The sequence below is a fragment of the Bradyrhizobium sp. BRP23 genome, from assembly GCF_020194135.1.
In the GTDB taxonomy this organism is placed as follows: Bacteria; Pseudomonadota; Alphaproteobacteria; order Rhizobiales; family Xanthobacteraceae; genus Bradyrhizobium; species Bradyrhizobium yuanmingense.
The window spans coordinates 107,539-132,533 of record NZ_JADYVW010000008.1; the positions used below are offsets into that span (position 1 = coordinate 107,539).

At 64.6% G+C, this 24,995-nt stretch carries 21 protein-coding genes; 6 read left to right on the plus strand and 15 right to left on the minus strand.

What is annotated here, in order from left to right; all coding sequences use genetic code 11:
• Positions 1 to 41: 41 nt before the first annotated feature.
• Both argS and I6F24_RS22300 read right to left on the minus strand, forming a co-directional pair.
• Positions 42 to 1,832: an arginine--tRNA ligase gene (argS, locus tag I6F24_RS22295; RefSeq protein WP_036028247.1), complete on the minus strand. Its 1,791-nt coding sequence runs from the start codon at positions 1,830 to 1,832 to the stop codon at positions 42 to 44.
• A 9-nt stretch (positions 1,833 to 1,841) separates the two neighbouring features.
• Entirely contained in the window at positions 1,842 to 3,050 is a 1,209-nt protein-coding gene (locus I6F24_RS22300) for a deoxyguanosinetriphosphate triphosphohydrolase (protein ID WP_036028249.1), read from the minus strand.
• Positions 3,051 to 3,160: 110 nt separating this feature from the next.
• On the opposite strand from I6F24_RS22300, the gene erpA reads away from it, so the two are divergent.
• Complete coding sequence (erpA, locus tag I6F24_RS22305; protein WP_024342679.1) at positions 3,161 to 3,490, plus strand: iron-sulfur cluster insertion protein ErpA; 330 nt, start codon at positions 3,161 to 3,163, stop codon at positions 3,488 to 3,490.
• A 5-nt stretch (positions 3,491 to 3,495) separates the two neighbouring features.
• Here erpA and I6F24_RS22310 read toward each other — a convergent pair whose 3' ends face one another.
• On the minus strand, positions 3,496 to 5,805 hold the full coding sequence (locus I6F24_RS22310; protein ID WP_036028252.1) for an ATP-binding protein: 2,310 nt from the start codon (positions 5,803 to 5,805) through the stop codon (positions 3,496 to 3,498).
• A 156-nt stretch (positions 5,806 to 5,961) separates the two neighbouring features.
• On the opposite strand from I6F24_RS22310, the gene xth reads away from it, so the two are divergent.
• Positions 5,962 to 6,759, plus strand: a complete 798-nt coding sequence (xth, locus tag I6F24_RS22315; RefSeq protein WP_036028256.1) for an exodeoxyribonuclease III — start codon at positions 5,962 to 5,964, stop codon at positions 6,757 to 6,759.
• Positions 6,760 to 6,774: 15 nt separating this feature from the next.
• Here the strand turns inward: xth and I6F24_RS22320 are convergent, their stop codons facing one another.
• The 6 genes from I6F24_RS22320 to I6F24_RS22345 all read right to left on the minus strand — a co-directional run bounded on the left by I6F24_RS22320 (position 6,775) and on the right by I6F24_RS22345 (position 13,605).
• Positions 6,775 to 7,602 (minus strand): tetratricopeptide repeat protein, encoded by an 828-nt coding sequence (locus tag I6F24_RS22320; RefSeq protein WP_057029289.1) that lies wholly within the window; start codon positions 7,600 to 7,602, stop codon positions 6,775 to 6,777.
• Positions 7,589 to 9,310 carry a dihydroxy-acid dehydratase gene (gene ilvD / locus I6F24_RS22325; RefSeq protein WP_036012786.1) on the minus strand — a complete coding sequence of 574 codons (1,722 nt, stop codon included), beginning with the start codon at positions 9,308 to 9,310 and terminating at the stop codon, positions 7,589 to 7,591. The genes I6F24_RS22320 and ilvD overlap by 14 nt, the downstream gene beginning before the upstream one ends.
• A 1,515-nt stretch (positions 9,311 to 10,825) precedes the next feature.
• On the minus strand, positions 10,826 to 11,083 hold the full coding sequence (locus tag I6F24_RS22330) for a hypothetical protein (protein ID WP_036009816.1): 258 nt from the start codon (positions 11,081 to 11,083) through the stop codon (positions 10,826 to 10,828).
• Between the two features lie 121 nt (positions 11,084 to 11,204).
• The gene (locus I6F24_RS22335) at positions 11,205 to 11,417 is read right to left on the minus strand and encodes a hypothetical protein (RefSeq protein WP_036031666.1); all 213 of its coding nucleotides are present in this window, start codon (positions 11,415 to 11,417) and stop codon (positions 11,205 to 11,207) included.
• Positions 11,418 to 11,568: 151 nt separating this feature from the next.
• Positions 11,569 to 11,745, minus strand: a complete 177-nt coding sequence (locus I6F24_RS22340) for a hypothetical protein (protein ID WP_167361664.1) — start codon at positions 11,743 to 11,745, stop codon at positions 11,569 to 11,571.
• A 123-nt stretch (positions 11,746 to 11,868) separates the two neighbouring features.
• Positions 11,869 to 13,605: an adenylate/guanylate cyclase domain-containing protein gene (locus tag I6F24_RS22345; protein ID WP_036009819.1), complete on the minus strand. Its 1,737-nt coding sequence runs from the start codon at positions 13,603 to 13,605 to the stop codon at positions 11,869 to 11,871.
• A 317-nt stretch (positions 13,606 to 13,922) separates the two neighbouring features.
• On the opposite strand from I6F24_RS22345, the gene I6F24_RS22350 reads away from it, so the two are divergent.
• Positions 13,923 to 16,112: a lytic transglycosylase domain-containing protein gene (locus I6F24_RS22350; RefSeq protein ID WP_036031662.1), complete on the plus strand. Its 2,190-nt coding sequence runs from the start codon at positions 13,923 to 13,925 to the stop codon at positions 16,110 to 16,112.
• A 176-nt stretch (positions 16,113 to 16,288) separates the two neighbouring features.
• Here the strand turns inward: I6F24_RS22350 and I6F24_RS22355 are convergent, their stop codons facing one another.
• The 3 genes from I6F24_RS22355 to I6F24_RS22365 are packed head-to-tail and all read right to left on the minus strand — an operon-like array spanning position 16,289 to position 17,225.
• Positions 16,289 to 16,651, minus strand: a complete 363-nt coding sequence (locus I6F24_RS22355; protein ID WP_036031661.1) for a hypothetical protein — start codon at positions 16,649 to 16,651, stop codon at positions 16,289 to 16,291.
• On the minus strand, positions 16,648 to 16,836 hold the full coding sequence (locus tag I6F24_RS22360) for a hypothetical protein (protein ID WP_036009825.1): 189 nt from the start codon (positions 16,834 to 16,836) through the stop codon (positions 16,648 to 16,650). The genes I6F24_RS22355 and I6F24_RS22360 overlap by 4 nt, the downstream gene beginning before the upstream one ends.
• Positions 16,833 to 17,225 carry a hypothetical protein gene (locus tag I6F24_RS22365; RefSeq protein ID WP_036031659.1) on the minus strand — a complete coding sequence of 131 codons (393 nt, stop codon included), beginning with the start codon at positions 17,223 to 17,225 and terminating at the stop codon, positions 16,833 to 16,835. Before I6F24_RS22365 ends, I6F24_RS22360 begins: the two co-directional genes overlap by 4 nt.
• Positions 17,226 to 17,864: 639 nt before the next feature.
• Between I6F24_RS22365 and I6F24_RS22370 the strand changes: the two genes are divergently transcribed.
• The 3 genes from I6F24_RS22370 to I6F24_RS22380 all read left to right on the plus strand — a co-directional run bounded on the left by I6F24_RS22370 (position 17,865) and on the right by I6F24_RS22380 (position 21,001).
• The gene (locus I6F24_RS22370; protein WP_036031657.1) at positions 17,865 to 19,850 is read left to right on the plus strand and encodes a PAS domain S-box protein; all 1,986 of its coding nucleotides are present in this window, start codon (positions 17,865 to 17,867) and stop codon (positions 19,848 to 19,850) included.
• Positions 19,847 to 20,518 (plus strand): response regulator transcription factor, encoded by a 672-nt coding sequence (locus I6F24_RS22375; protein ID WP_036031655.1) that lies wholly within the window; start codon positions 19,847 to 19,849, stop codon positions 20,516 to 20,518. The genes I6F24_RS22370 and I6F24_RS22375 overlap by 4 nt, the downstream gene beginning before the upstream one ends.
• Positions 20,519 to 20,614: 96 nt before the next feature.
• A complete protein-coding gene (locus tag I6F24_RS22380; protein ID WP_036031653.1) occupies positions 20,615 to 21,001 on the plus strand; it encodes a response regulator in 387 nt (128 codons plus the stop codon).
• 54 nt (positions 21,002 to 21,055) lie between these two features.
• On the opposite strand, the gene I6F24_RS22385 is transcribed toward I6F24_RS22380, so the two are convergent.
• The 3 genes from I6F24_RS22385 to lpdA form a co-directional block, all read right to left on the minus strand.
• On the minus strand, positions 21,056 to 22,027 hold the full coding sequence (locus I6F24_RS22385; protein WP_036031651.1) for a tripartite tricarboxylate transporter substrate binding protein BugD: 972 nt from the start codon (positions 22,025 to 22,027) through the stop codon (positions 21,056 to 21,058).
• Between the two features lie 176 nt (positions 22,028 to 22,203).
• The gene (locus I6F24_RS22390; RefSeq protein ID WP_036031649.1) at positions 22,204 to 23,445 is read right to left on the minus strand and encodes a threonine synthase; all 1,242 of its coding nucleotides are present in this window, start codon (positions 23,443 to 23,445) and stop codon (positions 22,204 to 22,206) included.
• A 125-nt stretch (positions 23,446 to 23,570) separates the two neighbouring features.
• Positions 23,571 to 24,992 (minus strand): dihydrolipoyl dehydrogenase, encoded by a 1,422-nt coding sequence (lpdA, locus tag I6F24_RS22395; RefSeq protein ID WP_036009842.1) that lies wholly within the window; start codon positions 24,990 to 24,992, stop codon positions 23,571 to 23,573.
• Positions 24,993 to 24,995 lie beyond the last annotated feature (3 nt).

Sequence of the window (24,995 nt, forward strand, 5' to 3'; positions counted from 1 at the left end):
GCCGGTTACCCCCGAATTCCCCTTAAGTAGTTCGCCCCAAACTACCGCATCTCGTCCGGGGCATGGACGCCGAGGATGGCGAGGCCCGATGCCAGGACCGAGACGACGCCCTGGACCATTGCCAATCGCGCCTTTGTAAGATCTGCATCATTATTGATAATGAAGCGTAAATAGGGCAAATCGCGCCCTTTCGTCCAAAGTGCATGAAATTCGCTGGCTAAATCATAGAGATAAAAGGCAATTCGGTGCGGCTCATGGGCCGCGGCGGCAGCTTCCAGCATGCGCGGATAAATTGCGAGGCGCTTAAGAAGATCGAGCTCGACGGGGTCCGACAGCCGTTCCACCGCCGACTCAGCGAGCCATGCGATCCGCGCGCCGGCATCCTCCGGGAGTTCCGGGAACACCTCGGCGCGAGCATTGCGGAAGATCGAGTGACCGCGAGCATGGCCGTACTGGACGTAGAACACCGGGTTGTCGCGCGACTGTTCCATGACCTTGGCGAGGTCGAAATCGAGCACCGCGTCGTTCTTCCGGTACAGCATCATGAAGCGGACGGCGTCCTGGCCGACTTCATCCACCACTTCACGTAAGGTGACGAAGTCCCCGCTCCGCTTGGACATCTTCACCGGCTCGCCGTTACGCAAGAGCTTCACCAGCTGGACGATTTTGACGTCGAGCGATCCCTTGCCCGAGGTCGTCGCTTTCACCGCCGCCTGCATGCGCTTGATGTAGCCGCCATGATCCGCGCCCCAGACGTCGATCATCTCGGCAAAGCCGCGGTCGAACTTATTCTTGTGGTAGGCGATGTCGGAGGCGAAGTAGGTGTAGGAACCATCCGACTTGATCAGCGGACGATCGACGTCGTCGCCGTAGGCGGTCGCCCTGAATAGCAGCTGCTCGCGGTCTTCCCAATCCTCGACCGGCGCGCCCTTCGGCGGCGGCAGGCGGCCTTCGTAAATGTCGCCCTTGGCCTTCAGGAAGTCGATGGTCTCCGCAACTTTGTTGTTGCCGGTCTCGATCAGGGAGCGCTCGGAGAAGAACACGTCGTGGCGGATGTTGAGGGCGGCGAGATCGTCCTTGATCTCGTCCATCATCATCGCGATGGCCTTGGCGCGCACGGTCGGCAGCCACTGGGCCTCGCTCATCGCGAGCAGCTTGTCGCCATGCTCCGTCGCCAGCGCCTGCCCGACCGGCTTGAGGTAGTCGCCGGGATAGAGCCCTTCCGGGATCGCGCCGATGTCCTCGCCGAGCGCCTCGCGATACCGCAGGAAGGCCGAGCGCGCGAGCACGTCGACCTGGGCGCCGGCGTCGTTGATGTAATATTCGCGCGTGACGTCGTGACCGGCGAACTGGAGCAGGCTGGCCAGCGCGTCGCCGAATACGGCGCCGCGGCAATGGCCGACATGCATCGGCCCGGTCGGATTGGCCGACACGTATTCGACATTGACCTTGGCGCCGCCCCGGATGCGGCCGTAATCGGCGCCTTCGCGCAGCACCGTACGCAGCGCCTCGGCCCAGGCGGCCGGCTTCAGCGTCAGATTGATGAAGCCGGGACCGGCGACATCGACCCTGGCGATGAGCGCGTCGGCACGCAGCCGTTCGGCAATCTGCTCGGCGAGATCGCGCGGCTTTGCCTTTGCCTCTTTCGCAAGCACCATGGCGGCGTTGGTCGCCATGTCGCCATGGGAGGCATCGCGCGGCGGCTCGACGACGACGCGGGAGAAATCGATGCCCTCGGGCCAGCTGGAATCCGCCGCAAGCGCGCGGCAGGCGCCGTGCACGCGTGCGAGCACGTCGGCGAACAGATGCAGCGATGAGGATGTCTGGGGCATGGCCGCCGCCTAACGCAAATCCGGGGTCGAGTCAAAGAGCCGCTGGTGCTCGGTCAGGGCGAAACGGTCGGTCATTCCGGCGATGAAATTGCCGATCCGACGGGCCCGGTCGCCCTCATCGTCCGCCTCCGACCCCAGCAGCCATTCCGGCGGCAGCTCGCTGGGGGATTTCAGGTATTTTGCGAACAGGTCAAACAGGATCTGCTCGGCCTCGCCCATCACCCGCATCACCCGCGCGTGGCGGTACATGTGCTGGTACAGGAAGCGTTTGATGGCGGCCTCTTCCTCGGCCACTTCGGCGGGGAACGCGACCAGCGCCCGGCTCTGCCGGCGGACATCCTGGGCCGATTGCGGCTTCACGGCCGCGAGGTTCTTCCCTGTCTCCGCAAACACCGCTCCGATCAGGTGCGAGATCAGCTCGCGCACCAGCTCAGCACCGCGCCGGACGTCTTCAAGATCGGGATAATGCGCCGCAGTCTCGGCGATGATCTCCGCCGTCAGCGGCATCACCTTGAGATCGTCGAGCTGGAACAGGCCGGCGCGCAGACCGTCATCGATGTCGTGGGCATCATAGGCGATGTCGTCGGCGATCGCGGCGACCTGCGCCTCCAGCGAGGCGAAGCTCCACAATTCGAGATCGTAGGTCTTGACGTAGTCGGCGATCCCGACGGGAACGCCATGCTCGCGGTAGCCCCCGACCGGGGCGCCGCTGCGGTCGGTCAGCGGACCGTTATGCTTGACGATGCCTTCCAGCGATTCCCAGGTCAGGTTGAGCCCGTCGAACTCGGGATAGCGGTGCTCGAGCGAAGCCACGACGCGCAGCGTCTGGGCATTGTGGTCGAAGCCCCCGAACGCCTTCAGACAGGCGTCCAGGGCCCGCTCGCCGGCATGCCCGAACGGCGGATGACCGAGATCGTGCGCGAGCGCCAGAGTTTCGGTGAGGTCCTCGTCGAGCCCGAGCTGGCGGGCCAGCGCGCGGGCGATCTGGGCCACCTCCAGCGAATGGGTCAGCCGGGTGCGGTAGTGGTCGCCCTCGTGGAACACGAACACCTGGGTCTTGTACTTGAGGCGGCGGAACGCGGTGGAATGGATCACCCGATCGCAATCGCGCCGGAACGGGCTGCGAGTCCGGCTCGGGGGCTCGGCGACCAGTCGGCCGCGGCTGCGATCGGGGTCGCAGGCATAGGGCGCGCGGGGGGCTGCCATTCCGACGGACACGGCGAATTTAGTCCCTACCCATTTGATTCTGCGTATGGTGGCACTTAACTATGTCGGGCGCGGGATACCAAATGAATTGGGTATGACGCCGGGACTATTGGAGACCAGCAATGACGACTGCCGTGACCATCAGCGACCGGGCCGCACGCCGGATTGGGGAGATCCTCAAGGGCGAAGGCTCGGGCGCGATGCTGCGCATTTCGGTCGAGGGCGGCGGCTGCTCCGGCTTCCAGTACAAGTTCGACATCGACCGCGCCCGCACCGACGACGATCTCGTGATCGAGCAGGACAATGCGGTGGTGCTGGTCGATTCCGCCTCCCAGCCGTTCCTGGCGGGGTCGCAGGTCGATTTCGTCGACGACCTGATCGGCGCCTCGTTCCGCGTCAACAATCCCAACGCCACCGCGTCCTGCGGCTGCGGGACGAGCTTCTCGGTCTAGCGCACCTACGCGCCCGTTATCTGCCTTTCCTCCTCCGTCCAAGCCACCTCGACCGGCATCAACGTCGGCTGGAGCGGTGCGTCCTCCGACATGACGTGACCGTCCAGCGCCCGCAGGAGCGCTCCGACCAGTGCCGGCTTGCGCAGCGGCTTGGCCAGGAAGTCCGACATGCCGGCTTCGCGGCAGATCTTGATGTCCTCGGGGAAGGCGTTGGCGGTCAGCGCGACAATCGGCAAGGCTTCGAAGCGCTCGCCTTGCGCGCGGATCGCGCGGGTGGCGGCGAGCCCGTCCATGTCGGGCATGCGCACGTCCATCAGCACGACGTCGTAATTGCCCTCGCAGGCTGCCGCGACGGCTTCGGTCCCGTCGGTGACGACACGCAGCTCGATGTCGAATGCCCCCAGCATCTTGCTCACGACCATGCGGTTGACCGCATCGTCCTCCGCGACCAGCACCTTCAGCGGCCGGTCGAGACCGGAGATCCGGGCCTGGAGCTCGTCGGCTTCGTCGCGGCCGCCAGCCTGATCGGACGCCTGCGCCTGGCTCCAGGGCAGGACCAGCGTGAAGCGGAAGGTCGAGCCCTCTCCCGGCGTCGAGATGACGCCGATCGTGCCGCCCATCTGCTCGATGATCCGCCTGCTGATGGCAAGGCCGAGGCCAGTGCCGCCGAAGCGGCGGCTGATCGAGGCATCAGCCTGGGCGAAGTCGCTGAACAGCAGGTCGAGCTTGTCGGGCGCGATACCGATGCCGCTGTCGGTCACCGTCCATTCGACGGTCGCCAGCAGGTCGCGCCGCGCCTGGCAGGTCGCCGATATCGTCACCTCGCCTTCGTCGGTGAACTTCACCGCGTTGGAGGCGAGATTGAGCAGCACCTGGCGGATGCGCGCGGCGTCGCCGCGGAGCGTCGGCGGCAGGTTCGGATCAAGCTCGACCTTGACCGTGAGCCCCTTGCTCTTGGCGCTGGCGCGCACCACGGTCGCAACCGTCTCGACCAGCGCCCGCGGCGCGAAGTCGATCGCCTCGAACTGGAAGCGGCCAGCTTCCAGCTTGGAGAGGTCGAGAATGTCGTTGAGGATGCGCTGGAGGTTGTCGCCGGACTCGCGGATCGTGGTGACGGCCTCGCGCTGCTCCGGATCGAGCCTGGTTTCGAGGAGCATGCTGGCAAGACCGAGCACGCCGTTCATGGGCGTGCGGATCTCGTGGCTCATCACCGCCAGGAAGTCTGACTTGGCGCGGCTTTCGGCCTCGGCCTTTTCCGCGCGCCAGCGCTCGGTGACGTCGCGCCCGAAGCCGCGATAGCCCAGGAAATGACCGTCACGATCATGGGCCGGCTTCGCCGTCAGCGACCACAGCCGGGCCTCGCCGCCGGCGACGACCTTGAGATTCATCTCGTGCAGCGGCTCGGCCTGCTCCATCAGGCCGACGATGTTGTAGGCCGCTGACTTGTCCTCGGGGCAGAGCATGTCGAGCACGTCGGCGAACTGCGCGCCTTTCAGCAGCGGAAGCGGCAGCTGCGCGACGTCCGCGAAGCGTTGCGGCACGTCGACGAGGCGTCCCTCGGCATCGGTCTGCCAGAGCCAGTCGCTGGCGTTCTCCTGAAAATCCTTCAGCAGCAGCGAGATGATCTCGGTCTGGCGCTCGAGCTCGAGCTGGGCCTTGAGATTGCCGAGGAAGAGGTTGCCCTGGGAGACGATGTTGCGCGCCATGAAGAATGCGAACAGCAGCAGGAACACGGCGGTCACCAGATATGGGCCGGTGCCGCACAGGAGCAGCGCACCGGCGCAGGCGATCGTCATGGTCGCGAGATAGACGAGGCCCGCGCGCGGGAAGGTCGAGAGCGTGAAAGCGCCGCCGGACATCATGCCGACCATCAGGCAGGCCAGGAGCAATTGACTGGTCGGCTCGATGCGGCTGAACAGAGCGAGCGGCAGCGCGCCCCAGATCGCGGCGAGAAAAAACGCCTGCCGCAGCATCTGCCGCGCCGCGTGCGGCGATGTCTCCTGCGGCGGGTTCTGATGCGACTTGTGCCACGCGCGCACCGCGAGCGAAGCGGTGGCGGCGAGCGTCAGGCCCCAGATCGCGAGGAAGTCGTTCCAGCCCCTGCCCCAGAACAGGATCAGCACGATGGCGACGTTCAACATCGTCACGGCCATCGTCACGGGGATCAGCTGGGTCACCGCGTCGATCTGCTTGGCGCGGATGCGGCGGATCTCGCGCTCGCTGAGATCGGCGGTCAGACCGTCCTCGATCTCGAAGCCGCCGAGCCAATACAGGAACGCGCCGATCAGGCCGTCACGCGGCTGAGTTCGATTCATCGCCTTGTCCGGCCATCCATCCGAGGAACCTCTTGACGATCAATGGCCTGCGGCCTGCTTAAGCCGGGTTAATTTTGTGGGAGATTTTGCGGCCGGCTTGACGGGTGCGTTTGCATTTTGTTCTAACCAAGACCCCCCCCGCCCGGAGCCCTCCCAATGCCCATCAGAGTAGCCACCTGGAACGTGAACTCGGTCCGGCAGCGGATCGATCTGCTCCTGACCTGGCTGAAAGAGTGCCAGCCGGACATCGTCTGCCTGCAGGAGATCAAGTGCGTCGACGAGGCCTTTCCGCGGCTGGAGATCGAGGCACTCGGCTACAACGTGGTGACGCACGGGCAGAAGACGTTCAACGGCGTCGCCCTGCTGTCCAAGCTCAGGTTCGACGAGACCAAGTCGGGCCTTGCCGGCGACGACGAGGATAGCCATGCCCGCTTCCTCGAAGGCGTGGTCACGCTGAAGCGAGGGGTGCTGCGCATCGCCTGCCTCTATCTGCCCAATGGCAATCCGGTCGGGACCGATAAATATCCCTACAAGCTCAAATGGATGTCGCGGCTTCTTGATTATTCGAAGGAGCGACTCAAGGAGGAGGTCCCGCTGATCCTGGCCGGCGACTTCAACGTCATCCCGCATGCCCGCGACGTGCACAATCCGGCCGCCTGGACCGAGGACGCCTTGTTCAAGACCGAGACGCGCGAGAGCTTCCAGTCCCTGCTCGGCCTCGGCCTCAGCGACGCCTTGCGCGCCGTCACCGACGAGGGCGGGCTCTACACGTTCTGGGACTACCAGGCCGGGGCCTGGCAGAAGAACCAGGGGCTGCGGATCGACCACTTGCTGCTGTCGCCGCAGGCCAGCGACAAGCTCGCCAATGTCGGCATCGACAGCTATGTGCGCGGCTGGGAAAAGCCGTCGGACCACGTGCCGGTGTGGGCGGATCTGGATCTCGAGGCGGCTTAAGGCCGCCTCAGCCGATCACTCCCGACGCCCCTGCACCCATTGCTCCAGCATTTGCAGGGCCATAGCGCGGTCGTCGTCGGAGGCCTTGGCGAAGGCGCGGTTGTAGCTTTCCTTGATCCAGACCTCGTCGGCACCGGCGCTGTCGCGCGCCAGCGTCAGCCACATCAGGCCGCGCGCGGCCTGCCGCGGCAGGCGGTCGCCGTTGAACAGCATCTGGCCGAGCAAGGCCTGGGCCTGGTGCTGGCCCTTCTGCGCGGCGAGGCCAAGCCAGCGCGCGCCATAGCGGTAGTCCTCGCGCGAGGCGTCCGGGGTCTTCAGGTACAGACGGGCGAGGTCGTACTGCGCGTCCGCGTTGCCGAAATAGGATGCGGCATAGGAGAACATCTCGCGGGCGCGGTCCGGGTCGGCCTTGACCTTCGAATTCGGGATGCCGGCCAGATAGTAGCGGCCGAGGGCGACGAAGGCGTTGGCCACGATCTGCGCCTGCGGCGCCGACGGGCTGTCCTCGGCATGCGCGTTCGCGATCCGGCTGAAATATTCGAAGGCACGCAAATCGTCCTGGGCGACGCCGTCGCCGTTGGCGTACATGCGGCCGAGCTTCCACTGCGCGATGGGGTGGCCGCCCTCGGCGGCATATTGCAAGGCGCTGAGCGAGGTTTCCTGGGTCGCGACCTGCGGCGGAACCTTGGTGCGCACCGCACCCGCAGCGCCGGGCAAGGTCGTCACGACCGGGATGGTGGCGTCCTTCGGGTTGACCGGCGCACCGTCGAAGCCGAACGCCGGCGCGGCCAGCGCAGCCGCCCCCAACACAAACGCAACTGTGGCACGCCTAAATGTCCGCATAGCACTGTTTCTCGTGCGCGCCGCCCGGATGGGTCACTGCCCCCCCGACCGCCGGTCCAACCTGCTGAGCATATTTCCAGAGCGCACCCGACGTGTGGTTAGTCGCGCGGGCGCTCCATTTGGTTCTGCGCTGGGCGAGCTCGGCGTCGCTCAATTTTACGTTAAGAGTACCGGCCACCGCGTCGATCTCGATGACGTCGCCGTCCTCGAGCAGCCCGATCGGGCCGCCGACCGCCGCCTCCGGCCCGACATGGCCGATGCAGAAGCCGCGGGTGGCGCCGGAGAAGCGGCCGTCGGTGATGAGCGCGATCTTGCCGCCCATGCCCTGGCCGGTCAGCGCTGCCGTGGTCTGGAGCATTTCCCGCATGCCGGGACCGCCCTTCGGCCCCTCGTAGCGGATCACGATGACTTCGCCTTCGCGGTAGGTGCGATTCTGGACCGCCTCGAACGCGTCCTCCTCACGGTCGAAGCACCTGGCCGGACCGGTAAACCTGAGGTTGGACATTCCCGCGACTTTCACGATCGCACCTTCTGGCGCCAAATTGCCCTTCAGGCCGACCACACCGCCTGTCACGGTGATGGGCTTGTCTGCCGGGTGCACCACGTCCTGGTGCGGATTCCATTTCACGCTCTTGAGGTTTTCGGCGATCGTGCGGCCCGTGACGGTAAGGCAATCACCGTGCAGGAAGCCGTTGTCGAGCAGCGTCTTCATCAGAAGCGGTATGCCACCTACTTCAAACATGTCTTTGGCGACATAACGGCCACCCGGCTTCAAATCCGCGACATATGGTGTCTTTTTGAAGATTTCAGCGACGTCGAACAGGTCGAACTTGATGCCGACCTCGTGCGCGATCGCAGGCAGGTGCAGCGCAGCATTGGTCGAGCCGCCGGATGCAGCGACCACGGCGGCCGCATTCTCCAGCGCCTTGCGGGTAACGATGTCGCGCGGCCGGATGTTCTGGGCGATCAGGTCCATCACCTTCTCGCCCGCGGTCATGCAGAAGGCGTCACGGATTTCATACGGTGCGGGGGCACCGGCCGAGTAAGGCAGCGCGAGGCCGATCGCCTCAGACACGGTCGCCATGGTGTTGGCGGTGAACTGCGCGCCGCAGGCGCCGGCCGAGGGACAGGCGACGCGCTCGATCTCGTCGAGGTCCTCGTCCGACATGGCGCCGACCGAATGCTTGCCGACCGCCTCGAACATGTCCTGCACGGTGACCTGCTGCCCGCGGAAATTGCCGGGCAGGATCGAGCCGCCATAGATGAAGATCGAGGGCACGTTGAGGCGGACCATCGCCATCATCATGCCCGGCAGCGACTTGTCGCAGCCGGCGAGCCCGACGAGCGCGTCATAGGCATGGCCGCGCACGGTCAGCTCGACCGAATCGGCGATGCATTCGCGCGACGGCAGCGAGGAGCGCATGCCGTCATGGCCCATGGCGATGCCGTCGGTCACGGTGATGGTGCAGAATTCGCGCGGCGTGCCGCCGGCGGACGCGACGCCTTTCTTCACCGCCTGCGCCTGACGCATCAGCGCGATGTTGCAGGGAGCAGCTTCGTTCCAGCACGAGGCGACGCCGACGAAGGGCTGGTGGATCTGCTCGGTGGTAAGACCCATGGCGTAGAAATAGGACCGGTGCGGCGCGCGCGCAGGGCCTTCCGTCACGTGACGGCTCGGCAGCCTTTGCTTGTTGATCTTCGCGCCCATCGCAACCAGCTTGTCCGGCCAACCCTTTCAGACCCGAAAAATCAGAGCCAAGATTTGAATCGACCTTGGGATTTTCTCGTCGCCTTCGAAGACCGCCACTGCCCTTAAAACATTAGAGCGATTTTATTCATGTTCGGGTGTGGCCAAAAAGCGGCGGCGATGCGAACCGCCGGTGATAAGGGTTAAATCCGATGTGGGTGTTGCACAGACAGCACAATCGTTACCGGGAAGACACGGGTTTGCTTACGGCGATACCTCGCTAAAGTGACGATCCACAACCTGAGATCTTTCGGAAGGCACAGAACATCCACTCTGGACGACAGGCGGGGCATTCCCGAAGTGAGTCGGCGGCAGCCCCACGCGAAGCGATGCGCATCGCTCGTGTCCCGGACAAGTTGCAACGCGCGGGGCGTTGCGGCGCAGAGCCGGGACCCAGGGCGACATGGTACGGCGCAGATGGATGGGCCCCGGCTCGGCAGCGCATCGTCGAACCGGACGATGCTTCGCATCGCCGGGGGGACGCTGCGCTGCGTCCGGGGCACGAGAGAGTAGCGCTCGCTCTCTCCTCCTCGTCATTGCGAGGAGCCCTTGCGACGAAGCAATCCAGAATCCCGCCGCGGAAAGATTCTGGATTGCTTCCGCCTTCGCCAAAGGCTTCGGCGGACAAGTCGCTGCGCTCGCAATGACGGAGTGTGAGGCGACGCTGCGTTCTCCAAGTAACACTGTCATTCCCCCCGAAGGCGGGGAATCCAGTACGCCGCGGCCTCTCGATTCAATCACTGGCGTCTCGGAGTACTGGATCGCCCGGTCAAGCCGGCGATGACACCGAATGTGTGGACGCAGACGTGCGTACTCGGCCTCGCGGCTGCTTCGCCCGAGCTTTGCTTCGTCTCGCCGCCCTCAGATGCAAGAGGGCGCAGGGAAGGCCGGGTGCCGGCGGCACCCGCGGTCCGCTGCGCTAGAGCACACGCAGGAAGAACCGCACAGCAGCATACAGGTGAAGCCCAACACACGGCCTTCCCTGCGCGATGGTCGGACGGCTTATGCCGCGCTCTCCCGGGAGCCGAGTTCCCTCTGGCCTCCCTCGCTCCCGCGAAAGTCGCCGGCACCGCGCCGGTTGACGCCAATGCCGCATTCGCCAGAGCTTGACCGTAGCAACGACGGCCAGGACCACACGGTTTTGCCGTACGCGCGGTTCGTTGGCGCCGCAGGGTTCGACGGCGTTGTGCACGTTGCCATCGAAATGCCGGCGCGACGAACCTGACAGCGCCGCTCGTCCGTACGAAGCCTCGGGGCTCACGGAGAGCAATCCGCCCTGCCCTCAGCTCTCGTACACGACGCTGCCGCGTCCACCGCAAGCCCGGCTCGCGACAATGACGACCTCATGATCGCCCCTCGAGATTGAGCCGGGATGGGCGACACATACGTCATTTCCGAATTTCGGTAAAGCGGAATATTTTTATGCGGGCAGATTGACAGAGAAGCGAAACATCGACGAGACGGCGACGCCGAACATCAGGACCGCCCGCGCGAGCGTTGCGCCTGGGCCCAGGCGACAGCGACATCGCGTGGCGGGGCATCCACGCGCTTGATGGGGGTCAATTCGCCGGAGGCCGAGACGATCGCCGTTTCTTCGCGGCGGCAACGCGTGCAGACGAAGCGGACCTCGTGCGGCGACGCCGACCAGCTCGACCGTTTCACATTGGCCGCCATCGGCCAGGCATCGCAATGCGAGCACGACACCAGAAATCGACCGGGATCGAGCATACCCATTCCATTGGACTCCGCGTCCTGCCGCCTCCTTCAATGATTAATCCATGTGAATCGTTCCGGTGCTACAGCACCGCCGGCATTGGCTCGAGTGCCCTACCGGTTCCGCGCATCCGCAAAGTGCTCAGCGGGCGCCCTTGAGGGTGCAGGAGGTCGTGCAGGTGACCGTCGTGCCGCGGTCGCACGTTTTGCAGGCGCTGACGCACTGGTTCATGTCGCGTGGATTGTAGCTGTAGTTGCGCAACGGACAGGCCGCATTCGTCGAGCCGGTGATGTCCTGCTCCTGATCGCAGGCCGCCGTCATGAGCGCGAATATGATCACTGCAACGAGGCGCATGGGATTGCCCTGTCAGACATGGCAAATCACACTCACGAGGCGCGCTGCATTGCAGCGAACCCCGGCCTTCCCACCAACGAGTGTCGCCGACCGGCGATGCTCGCTTGCTCCAAGGATGCGCGCCAAACGTTAAGAACGGATTTCAGCCGGCTCAGGCCGCAGCCGTCGTCGCGATCGCCTGCCGGATATCGACGGCCAGCTGACGGTACTGTTCCCCGAGCTTCAAATAGAACTCGCGCTTGCTGCTGTCGGTGGCGAGCTTGGCGATCAGCTCGCATTCGGCGGTGAGCGTCTCGAACCGTTCCAGCCTGTCTTCGAGATGTGTCATCGGCGTGTCCCCCATCAGACGCCTCATGGACATCCAACCTAAGCCCGGGAAATAGGTCACGGCGAACATCGTTATGGAGTAGCATCTTTTTTCCGGCGCGGCGTGCCGACCGCAAAGGCACGGCTATTTCTGCTCCAGCCGCCAGACGCCGTCCCAATCGGGATCCGGCGGATTGGCCACAAATTGAGCGATGCGGCCGAGCATCGTGCGCGAGGGGCCGTCGCCGGGGACCGCCTCGAGCGCCGCGTTGAAGGCGGCGCGGGCCTCGTCGAAGCGCCGCGCACGATAGGCGGCGAGACCATCGGCATAATGCGTGCGCAAGCTCACTTGCGCATCGCTGAGCGCGCCCGGTCTCGCCATCAGCTCGAAGATCGCCTGCGGCGCGCTTTGGCCCGCGACCGCCAGACGATCGATCTCGCGCAATTCCAGGCGCGATCCGATCCCGTCCGCGGTCGCCTGCGAGATCAGGATGCGGGTGCCGTAGACCTTGTTGACGGCCTCCAGCCGCGAGGCGAGATTCACGGCATCGCCCATCACGGTGAAGCTCATCATCAGCTCGGAACCGATACTGCCGGTCAGGACCTCGCCCGTGGCGATGCCGATGCGAAGATCGCACGGCGCCGGCATGGCGCGGATGCCGAGCAGGTCCGGCAGCTGCTTCTGCAGCGCGGGCACCTGATCGGTCATCTCGACGGCGGCGAGCCCTGCGAGCAGACCCTGCTCATCCTCCTCGATGAAGGGCGGCCCCCAATAGGACATGATGGCGTCGCCGATATATTTGTCGATGATCCCGCGATTGTTCCTGATGGGAGCGGACATCACGGTGAAGTAGTGGTTCATCACCTTGACGAGGCCGCGCGGCGTCATGCCCTCGCTCATCGAGGTGAAGCCGCTCATGTCGCAGAACAAGATGGTCATCACCCGGCGCTCACCGTCGATGGCGACCTCCGGCCGGTCGATCAGGCCCTGCACCACCTTCGGGTCGATGTAACGGCCGAAGGTCTCGCGAATGCGCTCGTTGTGCCTGAGCTGCTCGATCATGCGGTTGAAGGCGGCAGCGAGCTCGCCGATCTCGTCCTGTGTCGAGACGGTGATGGGCTTGTCGAACCGGCCCGCCTCGACCTCGCGGGCGCCGGCCAGCAGCAGGCGCACCGGTCGCGTGATGCCGCTACTCACCAGCAGCGCAAACACGAAGCCGACGATCGCCGCGAGCAGGGTTACGACCCCCGACACGATGATGGTCTGGTGCTGGCGGCCGATCACCTGAGACGTCGAGAAATAGACCTGCGCCAGCATGTCGGCGCGGATCGCATCGACCTTCCGGTTGAACGCATCGCGCAGCGTGTCGAGGTGTTCCAGCGTGCCGCGGGCCGCGGCCATATCCTTGGCGTCGACCTGCTTGAGCAGTTTCGCATTGCCCTCGTCCAGATCGCGCCGCAGCTCGGTGACGGAGCTTTCGATCCGGACATCGAGCCGTGCCAGCGCGGCGTTGTCGGAATACGTCCTGGGGTCGTCGATGATCGCGTTGATGAGCTTGCGAGCGGCCTCGGCCTCCCGCTCGAAATTGCGGTCCAAGGCCTCGAAGTCGCGAAGCCGCGCCGCGTAGGCCTCCTCGTCCGACGGCGCCTCCATCCTGGTCATCACCATCCGCCGCTGCGCCAGCGCCCGTTCCAGCGAGCGGATGTTCGCGCGCGCCAGATGGCTATAGGCGGGGATGTAGCGGTTGGTCAGCTCGTCGAGCAAAATGCCGACCTGGCTGGACATCACCATCGACAGGATCGAGGTGACCAGCATCAGGACGATCAATCCGAGCGCGATGCCGACGATCTTGCGCCGGATCGACTGGTTGAAAATCGGCATAGGTACAGGGCAAAGGTTGAAAGGATGAAGAGAAGGCACTCATACACCGGATTTCGCCGAGGGAACACGCGCAATCTGGCCGTTCCGGCGTCCTGTACCGTGCGCAATCGTCGCGCGAGTCCAGATCGTTAACAAAGGTTAAAGCCACTGCCTCTTCCGTCCTTTCGGAAGTTCCCCAGTTCCAATCCGTATTTTGCCGCATTGTTGCGACAGCCTGAGGATGCGACACGATGCCGACGCATCGTTCGGTACTTTGATTCGCAAGCCGCATGTCGCGGACCTTGGTTTGTAGTGGTTTTCGCAGGGGGGACCATCCAATGAACCAGTGCCTACGCTCGCTCGCGTGTGTCGTTGCCGTGGCCGCGATGGCCCTCCTTCCCACCGAGCTTGCGGCGAAGAGCAGTCAAAAATCATCCGCACCGAAGAAGACGCATGAGGCGAAAGCGGGCAAGCACCGCCACGCCTCCGCCGGCAAAGCGCGGCACGGCAAGCACGCCGAGGCCAAGCGCAAATCGAAGAAGGCGGTCGAGGAGCCCGCGGCCAAGCCGGCGCTGCCGCCGCTGACCGGCGATCTCGCCGCGCTGAAGGACGCCATCGACCTGACGCGCAAGGGCAAGACCGAAGACGCGAGCGCTGCGCGCGACCGCATCACGGACCCTGCCGGACAGAAGCTCGCCGACTGGTTCATGCTGCGCCATCCCGACAGTACCGCGAATTTCAAGCGCTACGCCGCCTTCCTCGCCGCCAATCCCGGTTGGCCGAGCAGCGCCCTGCTCCGCCGCCGTGCCGAGGCACGGCTGTGGCAGGAGAAGGCCGACGCGGCCATCGTGCACAAGTTCACGATGGATCGCCCGACCAGCGCCAAGGGCAAGTTCGCACTCGCGCGCGTCCTGCTCGCCGAAGGTGAGACCGACAGGGCTGCGCGGCTGGTCCGGGAAACCTGGCGCGCGGAGGAACTGTCCGAGCGGAGCGAAGAGGACTCCTATGCGGCGTTCGGCGACCTTCTGTCCGCCGACGATCACCGCGCGCGCATGGACAAGCGCCTCGGCGCCAAGGATTATGCAGGTGCGCGGCGCGCGGCGAAGCGGCTCGGCGAGGACGCGCTCGCGATCGTGAAGGCCTGCGCCGCCGTCACCGGCAAGGCGAGCAAGGCCAAGGATCTGCTCGAGGACGTCGCGGCCGAGGAGCGACGCGATCTCGGTTACGTGCTGTGCCGCGCGCAGTGGCATCTTCAGAACGACCGCATCGACGACGCGGCCGAGGTGATCCTCGCTGCCAAGCCCGACATGATGGCCGCGCAGGACACCGATGCCTGGTGGCGCGAGCGCCGCATGCTGGCGCGCAAGCTGCTCGATCAGGGCAAGGCCAGGATCGCCTATGACGTGGTGCACACGGCCGCGGTGCCGGAAAAGGAGGTCTACCGCGTCGACTATCACTTCATGTGCGGCTGGATCGCGCTACGCTATCTCGACGATCCCAAGACGGCGATGGTGCATTTCGCCTCGATCGACGCTGGCTCGTCCAATCCGATCGCGCTGTCGCGGGCGCATTACTGGCGCGGCCGCGCGGCCGAAGCCATGGGCGCGGCGGCCGACGCGCGCATGAGCTACCGGGCGGCGGCGCGCTATCACACCGCCTATTACGGCCAGCTCGCCCGCGCCAGGCTCGGCCTCGACGGCATCGAACTGCGTCCGCCCTCGCCGGTGCTGGCCTCGGCCGATGCGCAGCTTGCGGACGAGCGCGTGCGCGCCGCCGACATGCTCTACGGCATCGGCGAGCGCGACATGGTGTTCTATTACGCCGAGGATTTCGCCAAAGAGAGCACCGACGTCGCCGCGCTGGAAGCGCTCGGCGAGCTTGCGGGCCGGCGCAACGATGCGCGCGTGATGCTGGAGGTCGGCAAGACCGCGCTGGCGCGCGGGCTCGCGCTTGACCATTACGCCTTCCCGACCATCGGCATCCCCGAGCACAAGCAGGTCGCACCGGCGATCGAGACCAGCGTGATCTATTCGGTGGCACGCACCGAGAGCTCGTTCGAGCAGCGCGACAAGTCGCATGCCAACGCGGTCGGGCTGATGCAGGTGACGCCGGAAGCGGGACGCGACACCGCGAAGCGCTTCGGCCTGACTTACGACTGGGACAGGATGGTCTCCGACCCCGTCTACAACACGCAGATGGGCGCCGCCGAGCTCAGCGCGCTGTTCTCGGAATATCGCGGTAACCAGATCATGACCTTCGCCGGATACAATGCCGGCCGCGGCCGCGTGCGTGAATGGGTGCAGAAGCGCGGTGATCCCCGGGACCCCAACATCGATCCGGTCGACTGGGTCGAGCGCATCCCGCTGTCCGAGACGCGCAACTACGTCCAGCGCGTGATGGAGAACGTGCTGGTCTACCGGGCAAGGTTCGAGGGCAGCAGCATGATCGCCGGCAAGAGCGACCGGCGCGTGGTGACGCACGAGGCCAGCGCAACGGAGCCAGCGGCGGCCGCAGCACCCATTCCCTGATCAACGCCGCCGGGGCTGGACGCGGCGCCTGCAAGAATACGGTGCTGCGGCTTCTACGCGCGTGCAGCCGCGCAGCTAAAGCGCGATGCGATTAGGATGAATCGTCATCGCGCTTTACGTTATTGTTTGAGCATGATCGTTTCGGAAAACCGCTTCACACTTTTCCGGATCATGCTCTAGGTGTCACCTCCTTCCATCGTGATCGGGTCGCGACTGTCCAAATAGGCGCCGGTCAAAGCTCTCGCGAAGGTCCAGGCAGTGATCGTGCAGCCCCAGCACCAGACGGCACTCATCACCGTCAACGTCTGGATCATGCTGCCAGCGGCGAGCTCGACCTTGCCGGCGATTGGTTCCGTCCGCCCAGGCACCGGCCAGTGCATGAACAGCGTGGAGAATTCGCCGCGCCGGTAACAATCGTCGTCACAGTAACGGCGCTGCGTCCGCGCATGGCGGACATAGCCGGAGCGGAGCGACCGCGAGCATGTGCTGCACGCGGCCGCGTGCAACGGCGGCTCGTGATTGACCACCACGAATTTCATGAAGCCGCTCTCACGCCATCTTTGGCGAGCGTCTCGCAGAACAGCGCGTAGCACTGATGATCGCAGTAAGGCAGACGCGTCGCGATCTCGCGCAAATAGCTGCCGCTGATCGGCTCGCAGCACTGCATGCACGAGGTCTGCCGGAACGGGGTCCGGCCGTTGACCAGCACGAACGCGAATCTCATGTGGCACCTCCCAAAGCGAAGCAGTAAACGCTGTCGAGCGGAGACAGTGCGGGCGGTGGAGCGCACAGATGGTTCCGGCCGTCCGGATTATCCCTGTTTCGCTCCACCTTTTGCGGTGGGATCAGAATGTATCTCCCGTCCTCCCGGCGCCGCGCATAGATCTGGCCGTCGATGTACTTGATGTCGGTCGGATAACAGTCGGCGCTGTTGCAACAACTGAGGCTCGGGTTATCAGGCATGTGCCAGGTGGAATAGAACTTTTCGTGCAGCGCCTGGTCCTGGGGTGGGTGCTTGCGATGAACGGCACCGTGTCCCGTCTCCTGTGCCTGGCCGGCCGCGATGGGGGCGATGAGAACGATCCAGCAGAAGAGCTTGCATGAGCGGTTCAACGCACGGCCTCCCGGATCAACTCTCCAATCCAGCCTTATGCGACCTGGGCCCGAAACAACCACCGGCGGTCGCGTTCGCTTCGCGTGCGGAAACGATCAACGCACTTCTTGGAGCAGAGCGCCGTGCGCCAGGAATAGTAGCGGATCAGGCCAAACTTGCCGCCGCACACCGCACAGCCCTTGACTGAGGAGCAACTATCGGACGCCGATGGGCGACGCTCAGGAAGTACCGACATATCGCACATTGCTGTCTCCCTCTGTTGCTTGCGCTTTTCTCGGCTGTTCGCTTCGACACTCCCGATGGTCGAGAGGCTAGTCCGCCGGGCACGAAACGCTCAATTGTACGGAGGTAAAATGGCCGACATGACTAGGCATGGAGGAGCTATACCTAAGTTTGTCCCGTATTCGCCCGGGCCCACGCGGCCCGAGTTCAACGAGACGGCGCACGACGCACCGGCTGCACGGTCACCGTGAACCTCGGCCGGCACGGTGTCCTTGAGGCGCCGCAATGGACCTGGCGGTGAGCGGACGGTCCAAAGGCGAACGTCATGACGGCCGACCCGACTTTGGCTGGAATTGCTCCTCTGGCCGCAACGTGCTCTACTCCTGTTCACGCAGAGAGTGCCGGGAGCGTCAGCGATGAAGCCTGGCCGGGCAGCGACGTTCGGAAAGTCAGCCGCGCAATTCCTCGTCGGCTGCTTGAGGCAAACTGTTCCTACCAAGCAGCGCACCGATGCCAATGCCGCCGACTTGCTTGAAGCGGTCAAGCAGTGGCAGCAGGTCTTCGAGCACACGCCGGTCATGTACTTCATGGTCGATCCGGCCGGTACCGTGATCAACGTGAACACATTCGGCGCCGAGCAGCTGGGCTACACGCCGGCGGAGTTGATCGGCCGATCCGTGCTGGATGTCTTCCTCGCGGAAGATCGCGCCACTGTCCGCGCCTGTGTCGCGTTGTGCCTCAAGACCCTTGATCAGTCACACACCTGGGAAATCCGGAAGGTTCGCAAGGACGGCTCGAAGTTATGGGTGCGCGAGAACGCCAAGGCCATGCTGCGGGCCAATGGCGGGCCGATCGTGCTGGTCGCCTGCGAGAACATCACCGAACGGAAGGAGGCCGAGAACGCGCTGCGACAGAGCGAGGCTTATCTCGCCCAGGCGCAGGAATTGAGCCACACTGGTAGTTTTGGCTGGAAGGCCGCAACCCGCGAGATCACCTGGTCCAAGGAGACCTATCGCATCTTCGAATGCGAGGAAGGGACGAAGCCCGCGATCCCCTTCATGCTCCAGCGGATCCATCCGGAGGACCGGCTCGCCGTGCAGCAGACGACGGGCCGGGCGGCGCGCGAGGGCAAGGACTATGATCACGAATACCGGCTGGTGATGCCCGACGGTTCCATCAAATACGTCCGAGCGGTGGCACGGGCAACGCGAGATGCTAGCGGTCGCGTTGAGTTCGTCGGATCGGTCACCGACATCACGGCGACCAAGGAGGCAGAACGCAGGCTTCGTGACAGCGAGCAGCGCTTTCGCGATTATGCCGAAACTGCGTCTGACTGGTTCTGGGAAACCGGGCCGGACCACCGGGTCACCCAGATATCCGAGCACTCCGATACCAACACCGCCCCCGCCGGCCTGATCGGGCTCACGCGTTGGGACATTGCGCCCGACGCCGCTCTCGAGCCCGAAAAATGGCGACAACATCGAGCGGCGCTCGACGCCCACGTCCCGTTCCGCGACTTGGTGTACCGCAGCAAAGACCGTAGTGGGCAGCCGATCTACGTCCGGACCAGCGGCAAGCCCTTCTTCGACGCGGACGGCACTTTCCTGGGCTACCGTGGCGTTTGCACGGACGTAACCGCCGCCATCCGGGCCAACCAAGCCGAAGACGCGCTGCGCAAGGCCCAGGCCGAGCTCGCCCATGTGACACGTGTCACGACACTGGGTGAGCTGACCGCTTCGATTGCGCACGAAATCAATCAGCCGCTCGCTGCAGTGATCGCAAACGCCGACGCCTGCCTCGCCTGGCTGCAGCGCAGTCCGCCGGATCTCAAAGCGGCCCGCCGCTCGGTCGAGTGGATCATCGAGGACGGCAGGCGTGCCGGCGACGTGATCCGTCACGTTCGGGCGCTCGCCAAGCGTTCTGACATCGAGATGGTTCCGCTCGACGCCAATGCGGTCGTGCGGGAGGCCGTCGCGCTGGTTCAACGCGAAATGGCCAGCCACGCCGTGTCCGTCCGCATGGAGCTGTCGTCGGCACTGCCGAGGATCTTTGGCGATCGCATCCAATTGCAGCAGGTCCTGATCAACCTGATCATGAACGGGATCGAGGCCATGGCAGACGTCCACGATCGCCCGCGCGAGCTGGCGATCCGCTCACAGGCGAGCGGCGATGGCGCGATGCAGGTGAGCGTTTCCGACTGCGGAACCGGCATCAGCGAACAGGCGATAGACCGCCTGTTCACGCCGTTCTTCACCACGAAGTCCTCCGGCATGGGCATGGGTCTGTCGATCTGTCGATCGATCATCGAGGCCCATGGCGGACGACTTTCCGCCATACCAAATCAGGAGCGCGGCGCGACTTTTCAGATCACCTTGCCCCTCCACCGAGAGGAAGCATCGTGACCGAGCGCGCGGAATCTTCGCCGCCGCAGAAGGACGGCGATCAGCCCCTTGTCCTCATCGTCGACGACGACGCGTCCATGCGCCGTGCGCTCACCAATCTGTTCGAGTCGGTCGGTCTCAAGGTCGAAGCATTCGGCTCGGCGCCGCAGCTCCTGCAGGCCAAGCCGCCAGACGTCCCGAGCTGCCTGGTGCTCGACATCCGCCTGCCCGGAACGAGCGGCCTCGAGCTGCAGGCCGATCTTGCCAAGGCAAATATCCACACGCCTATCATCTTCATTACCGGTCATGGCGATATCCCCATGACGGTTCGGGCCATGAAGAGCGGGGCGATCGACTTCTTGACCAAGCCGGTCCGCGATCAGGACATTCTCGACGCAGTTCAGGCCGCGATCGAGCGAGATCGCAAGCGCCGCGACCTCAACAGGATGGTCTCGACGGTCAGATCACGCTTCGAGTCACTGTCCTCGCGGGAGCGAGACGTATTGTCACTGGTGACGTCCGGCCTGATGAACAAGCAGGTCGCCGCCCAGCTCGGATTGGCCGAAATCACCGTCAAGATCTACCGCGGCCAGATCATGCGGAAGATGGGCGCGAAGTCGCTGGCCGATCTGGTGAGAATGAGCGAGGCGCTCGGGATCGGCCCGAACAAGCCCGATGCACAAACCTAAGTATGAGTTTCCAATCGTGACCGGCAGGTCCACCTTGCGCCTTTATGTTCTAGCCGTGGCGACGGCAAGCGTAATTCCCGGCGAGGAGCGGACGTCTTGTCAGTGGCTTCGGTCATCTCGGTGCTTGACGACGACCCCTACGTTCGGGCCGCGATCAACAATCTCCTGGAATCGCGCGGATACAACGTCCACACATTCGCCTCGGCGGAAGAGTTCCTGAGCTCGACCGATTCGAGCGACACCTCGTGCGTGATCGCCGACGTGCAGATGCCGCTGATGAGCGGAATCGATCTGTTGACAAAGATGCGGGCGCAGGGGTCGGCTACGCCGTTCATATTCATCACAGCTTTCCCGGATGAGGGCGTGCGTGTGCGGGCGCTCGATGCGGGCGCAATCTGTTTTCTCGGTAAGCCGTTCGCCGCCTCGGATCTGATGCAATGCCTGGACCGTGCGCTGGCACCAGGTCACCAAACCACGTCGTGAGCGCCCCGCCGCCAGCAAACGCGGCGGTGACGCCGCGAGGAGTGCGCCGCCGGTTCAATCCACCTTGATGTTGGCCGCCTTGATGATCGGCCACCATTTCGCGATCTCGGCCTTTTGCCGCGTGCCGAGCGCTTCGGGCGTGAGCTGATCCTTCGGTGTCATCTCGAGACCCTGGCTTTCGAGCTGCTTCCTCACCGCAGGATCGTTCAGCGCCTCCACGGCCGCGGCGTTGAGCTTCGCGACGATCTCCTTCGGTGTGCCCTTCGGCACCCACATGCCCGACCACAGCGTCATGTTGAAGCCTTTCAGGCCCGCCTCCTCCGCGGTCGGGATCTCGGGTGCGGAGGCGAGGCGTTTGTCGTCGGTGACGGCGTAGGCGCGGATGGTGCCGGCGCGGACCTGGCCGATGGAATTGGAGGTCTGGTCGACGATGATGTCGATCTGGCCGGCGATGAGATCGTTCAATGCCGGTGCAGTGCCGCGATACGGCACGTATTGCAGCTTGATGCCGGAGACGCTCTCGAAATAGACGCCGGCGATGTGGCTGCCGGAGCCCGCGCCGGCCGTGCCGGCGGTCGGCGGCGACGGTCGCGACTTCAGCCAGTCGATCAGCTCCTTCAGCGAGGTCGCCGGCACCGCATTCTTGCTGACCACGATCATCGGGTTGCTCGGCAGCAGCACTACCGGCTCGAGATCGGCAACGAGGTCGAATTTGAGCTTGTAGACGGCGCCGTTGGCGACGTGGGTCCCGAGATGGCCGAACGAGATGGTGTAGCCGTCGGGCGGCGATTGCACGGCACGGCCGACACCGATCGAGCCGCCTGCTCCGGTGACGTTCTCGACCACGACCGGCTGGCCCAGCGGCACCCGCATACGCTCGGCGAGCACCCGCGCCATTGCGTCCGAAGGGCCCCCGGCCGCGAACGGCACGATGATGGTAATGGGACGCGAGGGAAAATCGTCGGCGCGCGCGGCGCCTGCAACAGCGAGAACAGCAATCAGCGCAGCCCAGAAGGCCTTCTTCATTGTCTTCTCCCCAGTGATGTCTTTTTCTTCACCTCGCCCCGCTTGCGGGGAGAGGTCGAATTGCGAAGCAATTCGGGTGAGGGGGAGTCTCCGCGAACTCAACTGTCACTGTGTTTGCGGAAGCAGCCCCTCACCCCGACCCTCTCCCCGTAAGAACGGGGAGAGGGAGAAGCAAGTTAGAACTTCGAATAGTCAATCGGCTTGTGGCGATCGAGCGTGCGGGTGACCGGCGGCAGCGGATATTTCAGGCCGGTCGCGCAGTTGAACAGCATGACGCGATCGGTCTTGCTGACCCGGCCGTCGGCGAGACTTTCCTTGTAGGCGGCGTAGGTCGCGGCGCCCTCGGGGCAGAGCAAGAGCCCCTCCTCGCGCGCGACCTCGTTCAGCGCCGCCGAGATCTTGTCGTCGTCGACCGCGATGGCAAAGCCCTTGCTCTCGCGCACCGCGCGCAGGATCAGGAAATCGCCGATCGCCTGCGGCACACGGATGCCCGAGGCGATGGTGTGGGCGTCCTCCCAGCGCGTCGCATGCTCGGTCCCGGCCTCATAGGCGCGCACCATCGGCGCGCAGCCGGAGGCCTGCACCGCGACCATGCGCGGACGCTTCGAGCCGATGAAGCCGATCTTCTCGAGTTCGTCGAACGCCTTCCACATCCCGATCAGGCCGGTGCCGCCGCCGGTCGGATAGAAGATCACGTCGGGCACGTCCCAGCCGAGCTGCTCGGCGAGTTCGAGGCCCATCGTCTTCTTGCCCTCGATGCGGTACGGCTCCTTCAAGGTCGAGGTGTCGAACCAGCCGACCTTGGCCTTGCCCTCGCCGACGATCTTGCCGCAATCGTCGATATAGCCGTTGACGCGGTAGACGGTCGCGCCCTGCAGCTCGATCTCGCTGACGTTCACTTCGGGCGTGTCAGCCGGGCAGAAGATCGTGGTCTTGATGCCGCAGGACGTGGCGTAGGCCGCCAGCGCCGCGCCGGCATTGCCGTTGGTCGGCATCGCCATATGCTTGATGCCGAGCGCCTTGCCCATCGACACCGCCATCACGAGGCCGCGCGCCTTGAACGAGCCGGTCGGCAGCCGTCCCTCGTCCTTGACGATGATCTCGCCGCCGCCGAGTTTTGCGCCGAGCTTCGGCAGCCGGACCAGGGGCGTCGTGACTTCGCCGAGCGAGACAATGTCCTTGCATTTGCGCACGGGCAAAAGCTCGCGGTAGCGCCACATGTCGCCGGGGCGCTGGGCGAGCGCATCCTTGGTCAGCGCCTTCTTCACGCCCGCGAGGTCGTAGCGTACCAGAAGCGGCTTGCCGGCCTTGGAGAGGTTGTGAACCTCGTCGGCCGCGTAATGATCGCCCTCCATCGCGCATTCGAGATGGGTGACGAAGGTCGGACGTTCGATGGTGAGATTGTCGTTGTCGTGCATGGGATGATTTCCTTCTTGTTCTGCAAACAGCTCTCTCTGCTCGTCATTGCGAGCGAAGCGAAGCAATCCAGAATCTTTCCGCAGCAGCAGTCTGGATTGCTTCGCTTCGCTCGCAATGACGGCTGTCAAATGTTCAACACCCGTCCATACGCATCCAGCACGGCTTCCTTCATCATCTCCGACAGGGTCGGATGCGGGAAGACCGTGTGCATCAGCTCTTCTTCCGTCGTCTCCAGATTCATGGCGACGACGTAGCCCTGGATCAGCTCGGTGACCTCCGCGCCGACCATGTGGGCCCCGAGCAGTTGGCCGGTCTTCTTGTCAAAGATGACTTTGACCAGGCCCTGATCCTCGCCGAGCGCGATCGCCTTGCCGTTGCCGACGAAGGGAAAGCGGCCGACGCGGATCTCGCGGCCGTTCTCCTTGGCCTTGGCTTCCGTCAAGCCGACCGATGCAACCTGCGGGTGGCAATAGGTGCAGCCCGGGATCATGTTCTTGTCGAGGGGATGCGGATTGAGGCCCTTGATCGCTTCGACGCAGATCACGCCCTCATGCTCGGCCTTGTGCGCCAGCATCGGGGGGCCGGCAACGTCGCCGATCGCGTAGATGCCGGGGACGTTGGTCTTGCCGTAGCCGTCGACCACGATGATGCCGCGGTCGGTCTTCACGCCGACTTTTTCCAGGCCGAGATTCTCGATGTTGCCGACGACGCCGACCGCCGAGATCACGCGCTCGAACTCTGATGTGACAGGCTTGCCCTTGCCGTCGTCGATGGTGGCGAGGACGCTGTCGGCCTTCTTCTCCAGCTTGGTGACCTTGGTCGAGGACATGATCTTGATGCCCTGCTTCTCCAGCCGCTTGCGGGCGAGGCCCGCGATCTCGGCGTCCTCGACGGGCAGAATCTGCGGCAGCACCTCGACCACGGTGACGTCGCTTCCCATGGTGTGGAAGAACGAGGCGAACTCGATGCCGATCGCGCCGGAGCCGACCACCAGCAGCGACTTCGGCATCCGCTCCGGCACCATCGCCTCGAAATAGGTCCAGACCAGCTTCTTGTCCGGCTCGAGGCCGGGCAGCACGCGCGGCCGCGCACCGGTGGCGACGATGATGTGCTTGGCCTGGTAGGTCCCCTCGCCTAGCGCGCCCTTCGGGCCCTCGACGTCGGACTTCTTCACCGTGACCTTGCCGGGCGCATCGATCGAGGCCGCGCCCCAGATCACGCTGACCTTGTTCTTCTTCATCAGGAAGCCGACGCCGTCGTTGAGGCGCTTGGAGACGCCGCGCGAACGCTGCACCACCGCCTTCGGATCGAACGAGACCTTCTCGGCGGAGAGCCCGTAGTCCTTCGCGTGCTGCATGTAGTGGTAGATCTCGGCCGAACGCAGCAGCGCCTTGGTAGGAATGCAGCCCCAGTTGAGGCAGATGCCGCCGAGATAGGATTTTTCGACGATCGCGGTCTTGAAGCCGAGCTGCGCGGCGCGGATGGCGGTGACATAGCCGCCGGGGCCGGAGCCGATGATGATGACGTCGAAGGATGTGTCGGCCATGCG

What these genes read in the sequence shown, in the direction of transcription:
- argS (WP_036028247.1), bottom strand. Translation starts at nt 1,832, where the DNA reads ATGCCCCAGACATCCTCATCGCTGCATCTGTTCGCCGACGTGCTCGCA.
- I6F24_RS22390 (WP_036031649.1), bottom strand. Translation starts at nt 23,445, where the DNA reads ATGCACGACAACGACAATCTCACCATCGAACGTCCGACCTTCGTCACC.
- I6F24_RS22310 (WP_036028252.1), bottom strand. Translation starts at nt 5,805, where the DNA reads ATGAATCGAACTCAGCCGCGTGACGGCCTGATCGGCGCGTTCCTGTAT.
- ilvD (WP_036012786.1), bottom strand. Translation starts at nt 9,310, where the DNA reads ATGGGCGCGAAGATCAACAAGCAAAGGCTGCCGAGCCGTCACGTGACG.
- I6F24_RS22340 (WP_167361664.1), bottom strand. Translation starts at nt 11,745, where the DNA reads ATGACACATCTCGAAGACAGGCTGGAACGGTTCGAGACGCTCACCGCC.
- I6F24_RS22330 (WP_036009816.1), bottom strand. Translation starts at nt 11,083, where the DNA reads ATGGGTATGCTCGATCCCGGTCGATTTCTGGTGTCGTGCTCGCATTGC.
- I6F24_RS22350 (WP_036031662.1), top strand. Translation starts at nt 13,923, where the DNA reads ATGAACCAGTGCCTACGCTCGCTCGCGTGTGTCGTTGCCGTGGCCGCG.
- I6F24_RS22335 (WP_036031666.1), bottom strand. Translation starts at nt 11,417, where the DNA reads ATGCGCCTCGTTGCAGTGATCATATTCGCGCTCATGACGGCGGCCTGC.
- I6F24_RS22345 (WP_036009819.1), bottom strand. Translation starts at nt 13,605, where the DNA reads ATGCCGATTTTCAACCAGTCGATCCGGCGCAAGATCGTCGGCATCGCG.
- I6F24_RS22370 (WP_036031657.1), top strand. Translation starts at nt 17,865, where the DNA reads ATGAAGCCTGGCCGGGCAGCGACGTTCGGAAAGTCAGCCGCGCAATTC.
- erpA (WP_024342679.1), top strand. Translation starts at nt 3,161, where the DNA reads ATGACGACTGCCGTGACCATCAGCGACCGGGCCGCACGCCGGATTGGG.
- xth (WP_036028256.1), top strand. Translation starts at nt 5,962, where the DNA reads ATGCCCATCAGAGTAGCCACCTGGAACGTGAACTCGGTCCGGCAGCGG.
- I6F24_RS22320 (WP_057029289.1), bottom strand. Translation starts at nt 7,602, where the DNA reads ATGCGGACATTTAGGCGTGCCACAGTTGCGTTTGTGTTGGGGGCGGCT.
- I6F24_RS22385 (WP_036031651.1), bottom strand. Translation starts at nt 22,027, where the DNA reads ATGAAGAAGGCCTTCTGGGCTGCGCTGATTGCTGTTCTCGCTGTTGCA.
- I6F24_RS22355 (WP_036031661.1), bottom strand. Translation starts at nt 16,651, where the DNA reads ATGAAATTCGTGGTGGTCAATCACGAGCCGCCGTTGCACGCGGCCGCG.
- lpdA (WP_036009842.1), bottom strand. Translation starts at nt 24,992, where the DNA reads ATGGCCGACACATCCTTCGACGTCATCATCATCGGCTCCGGCCCCGGC.
- I6F24_RS22360 (WP_036009825.1), bottom strand. Translation starts at nt 16,836, where the DNA reads ATGAGATTCGCGTTCGTGCTGGTCAACGGCCGGACCCCGTTCCGGCAG.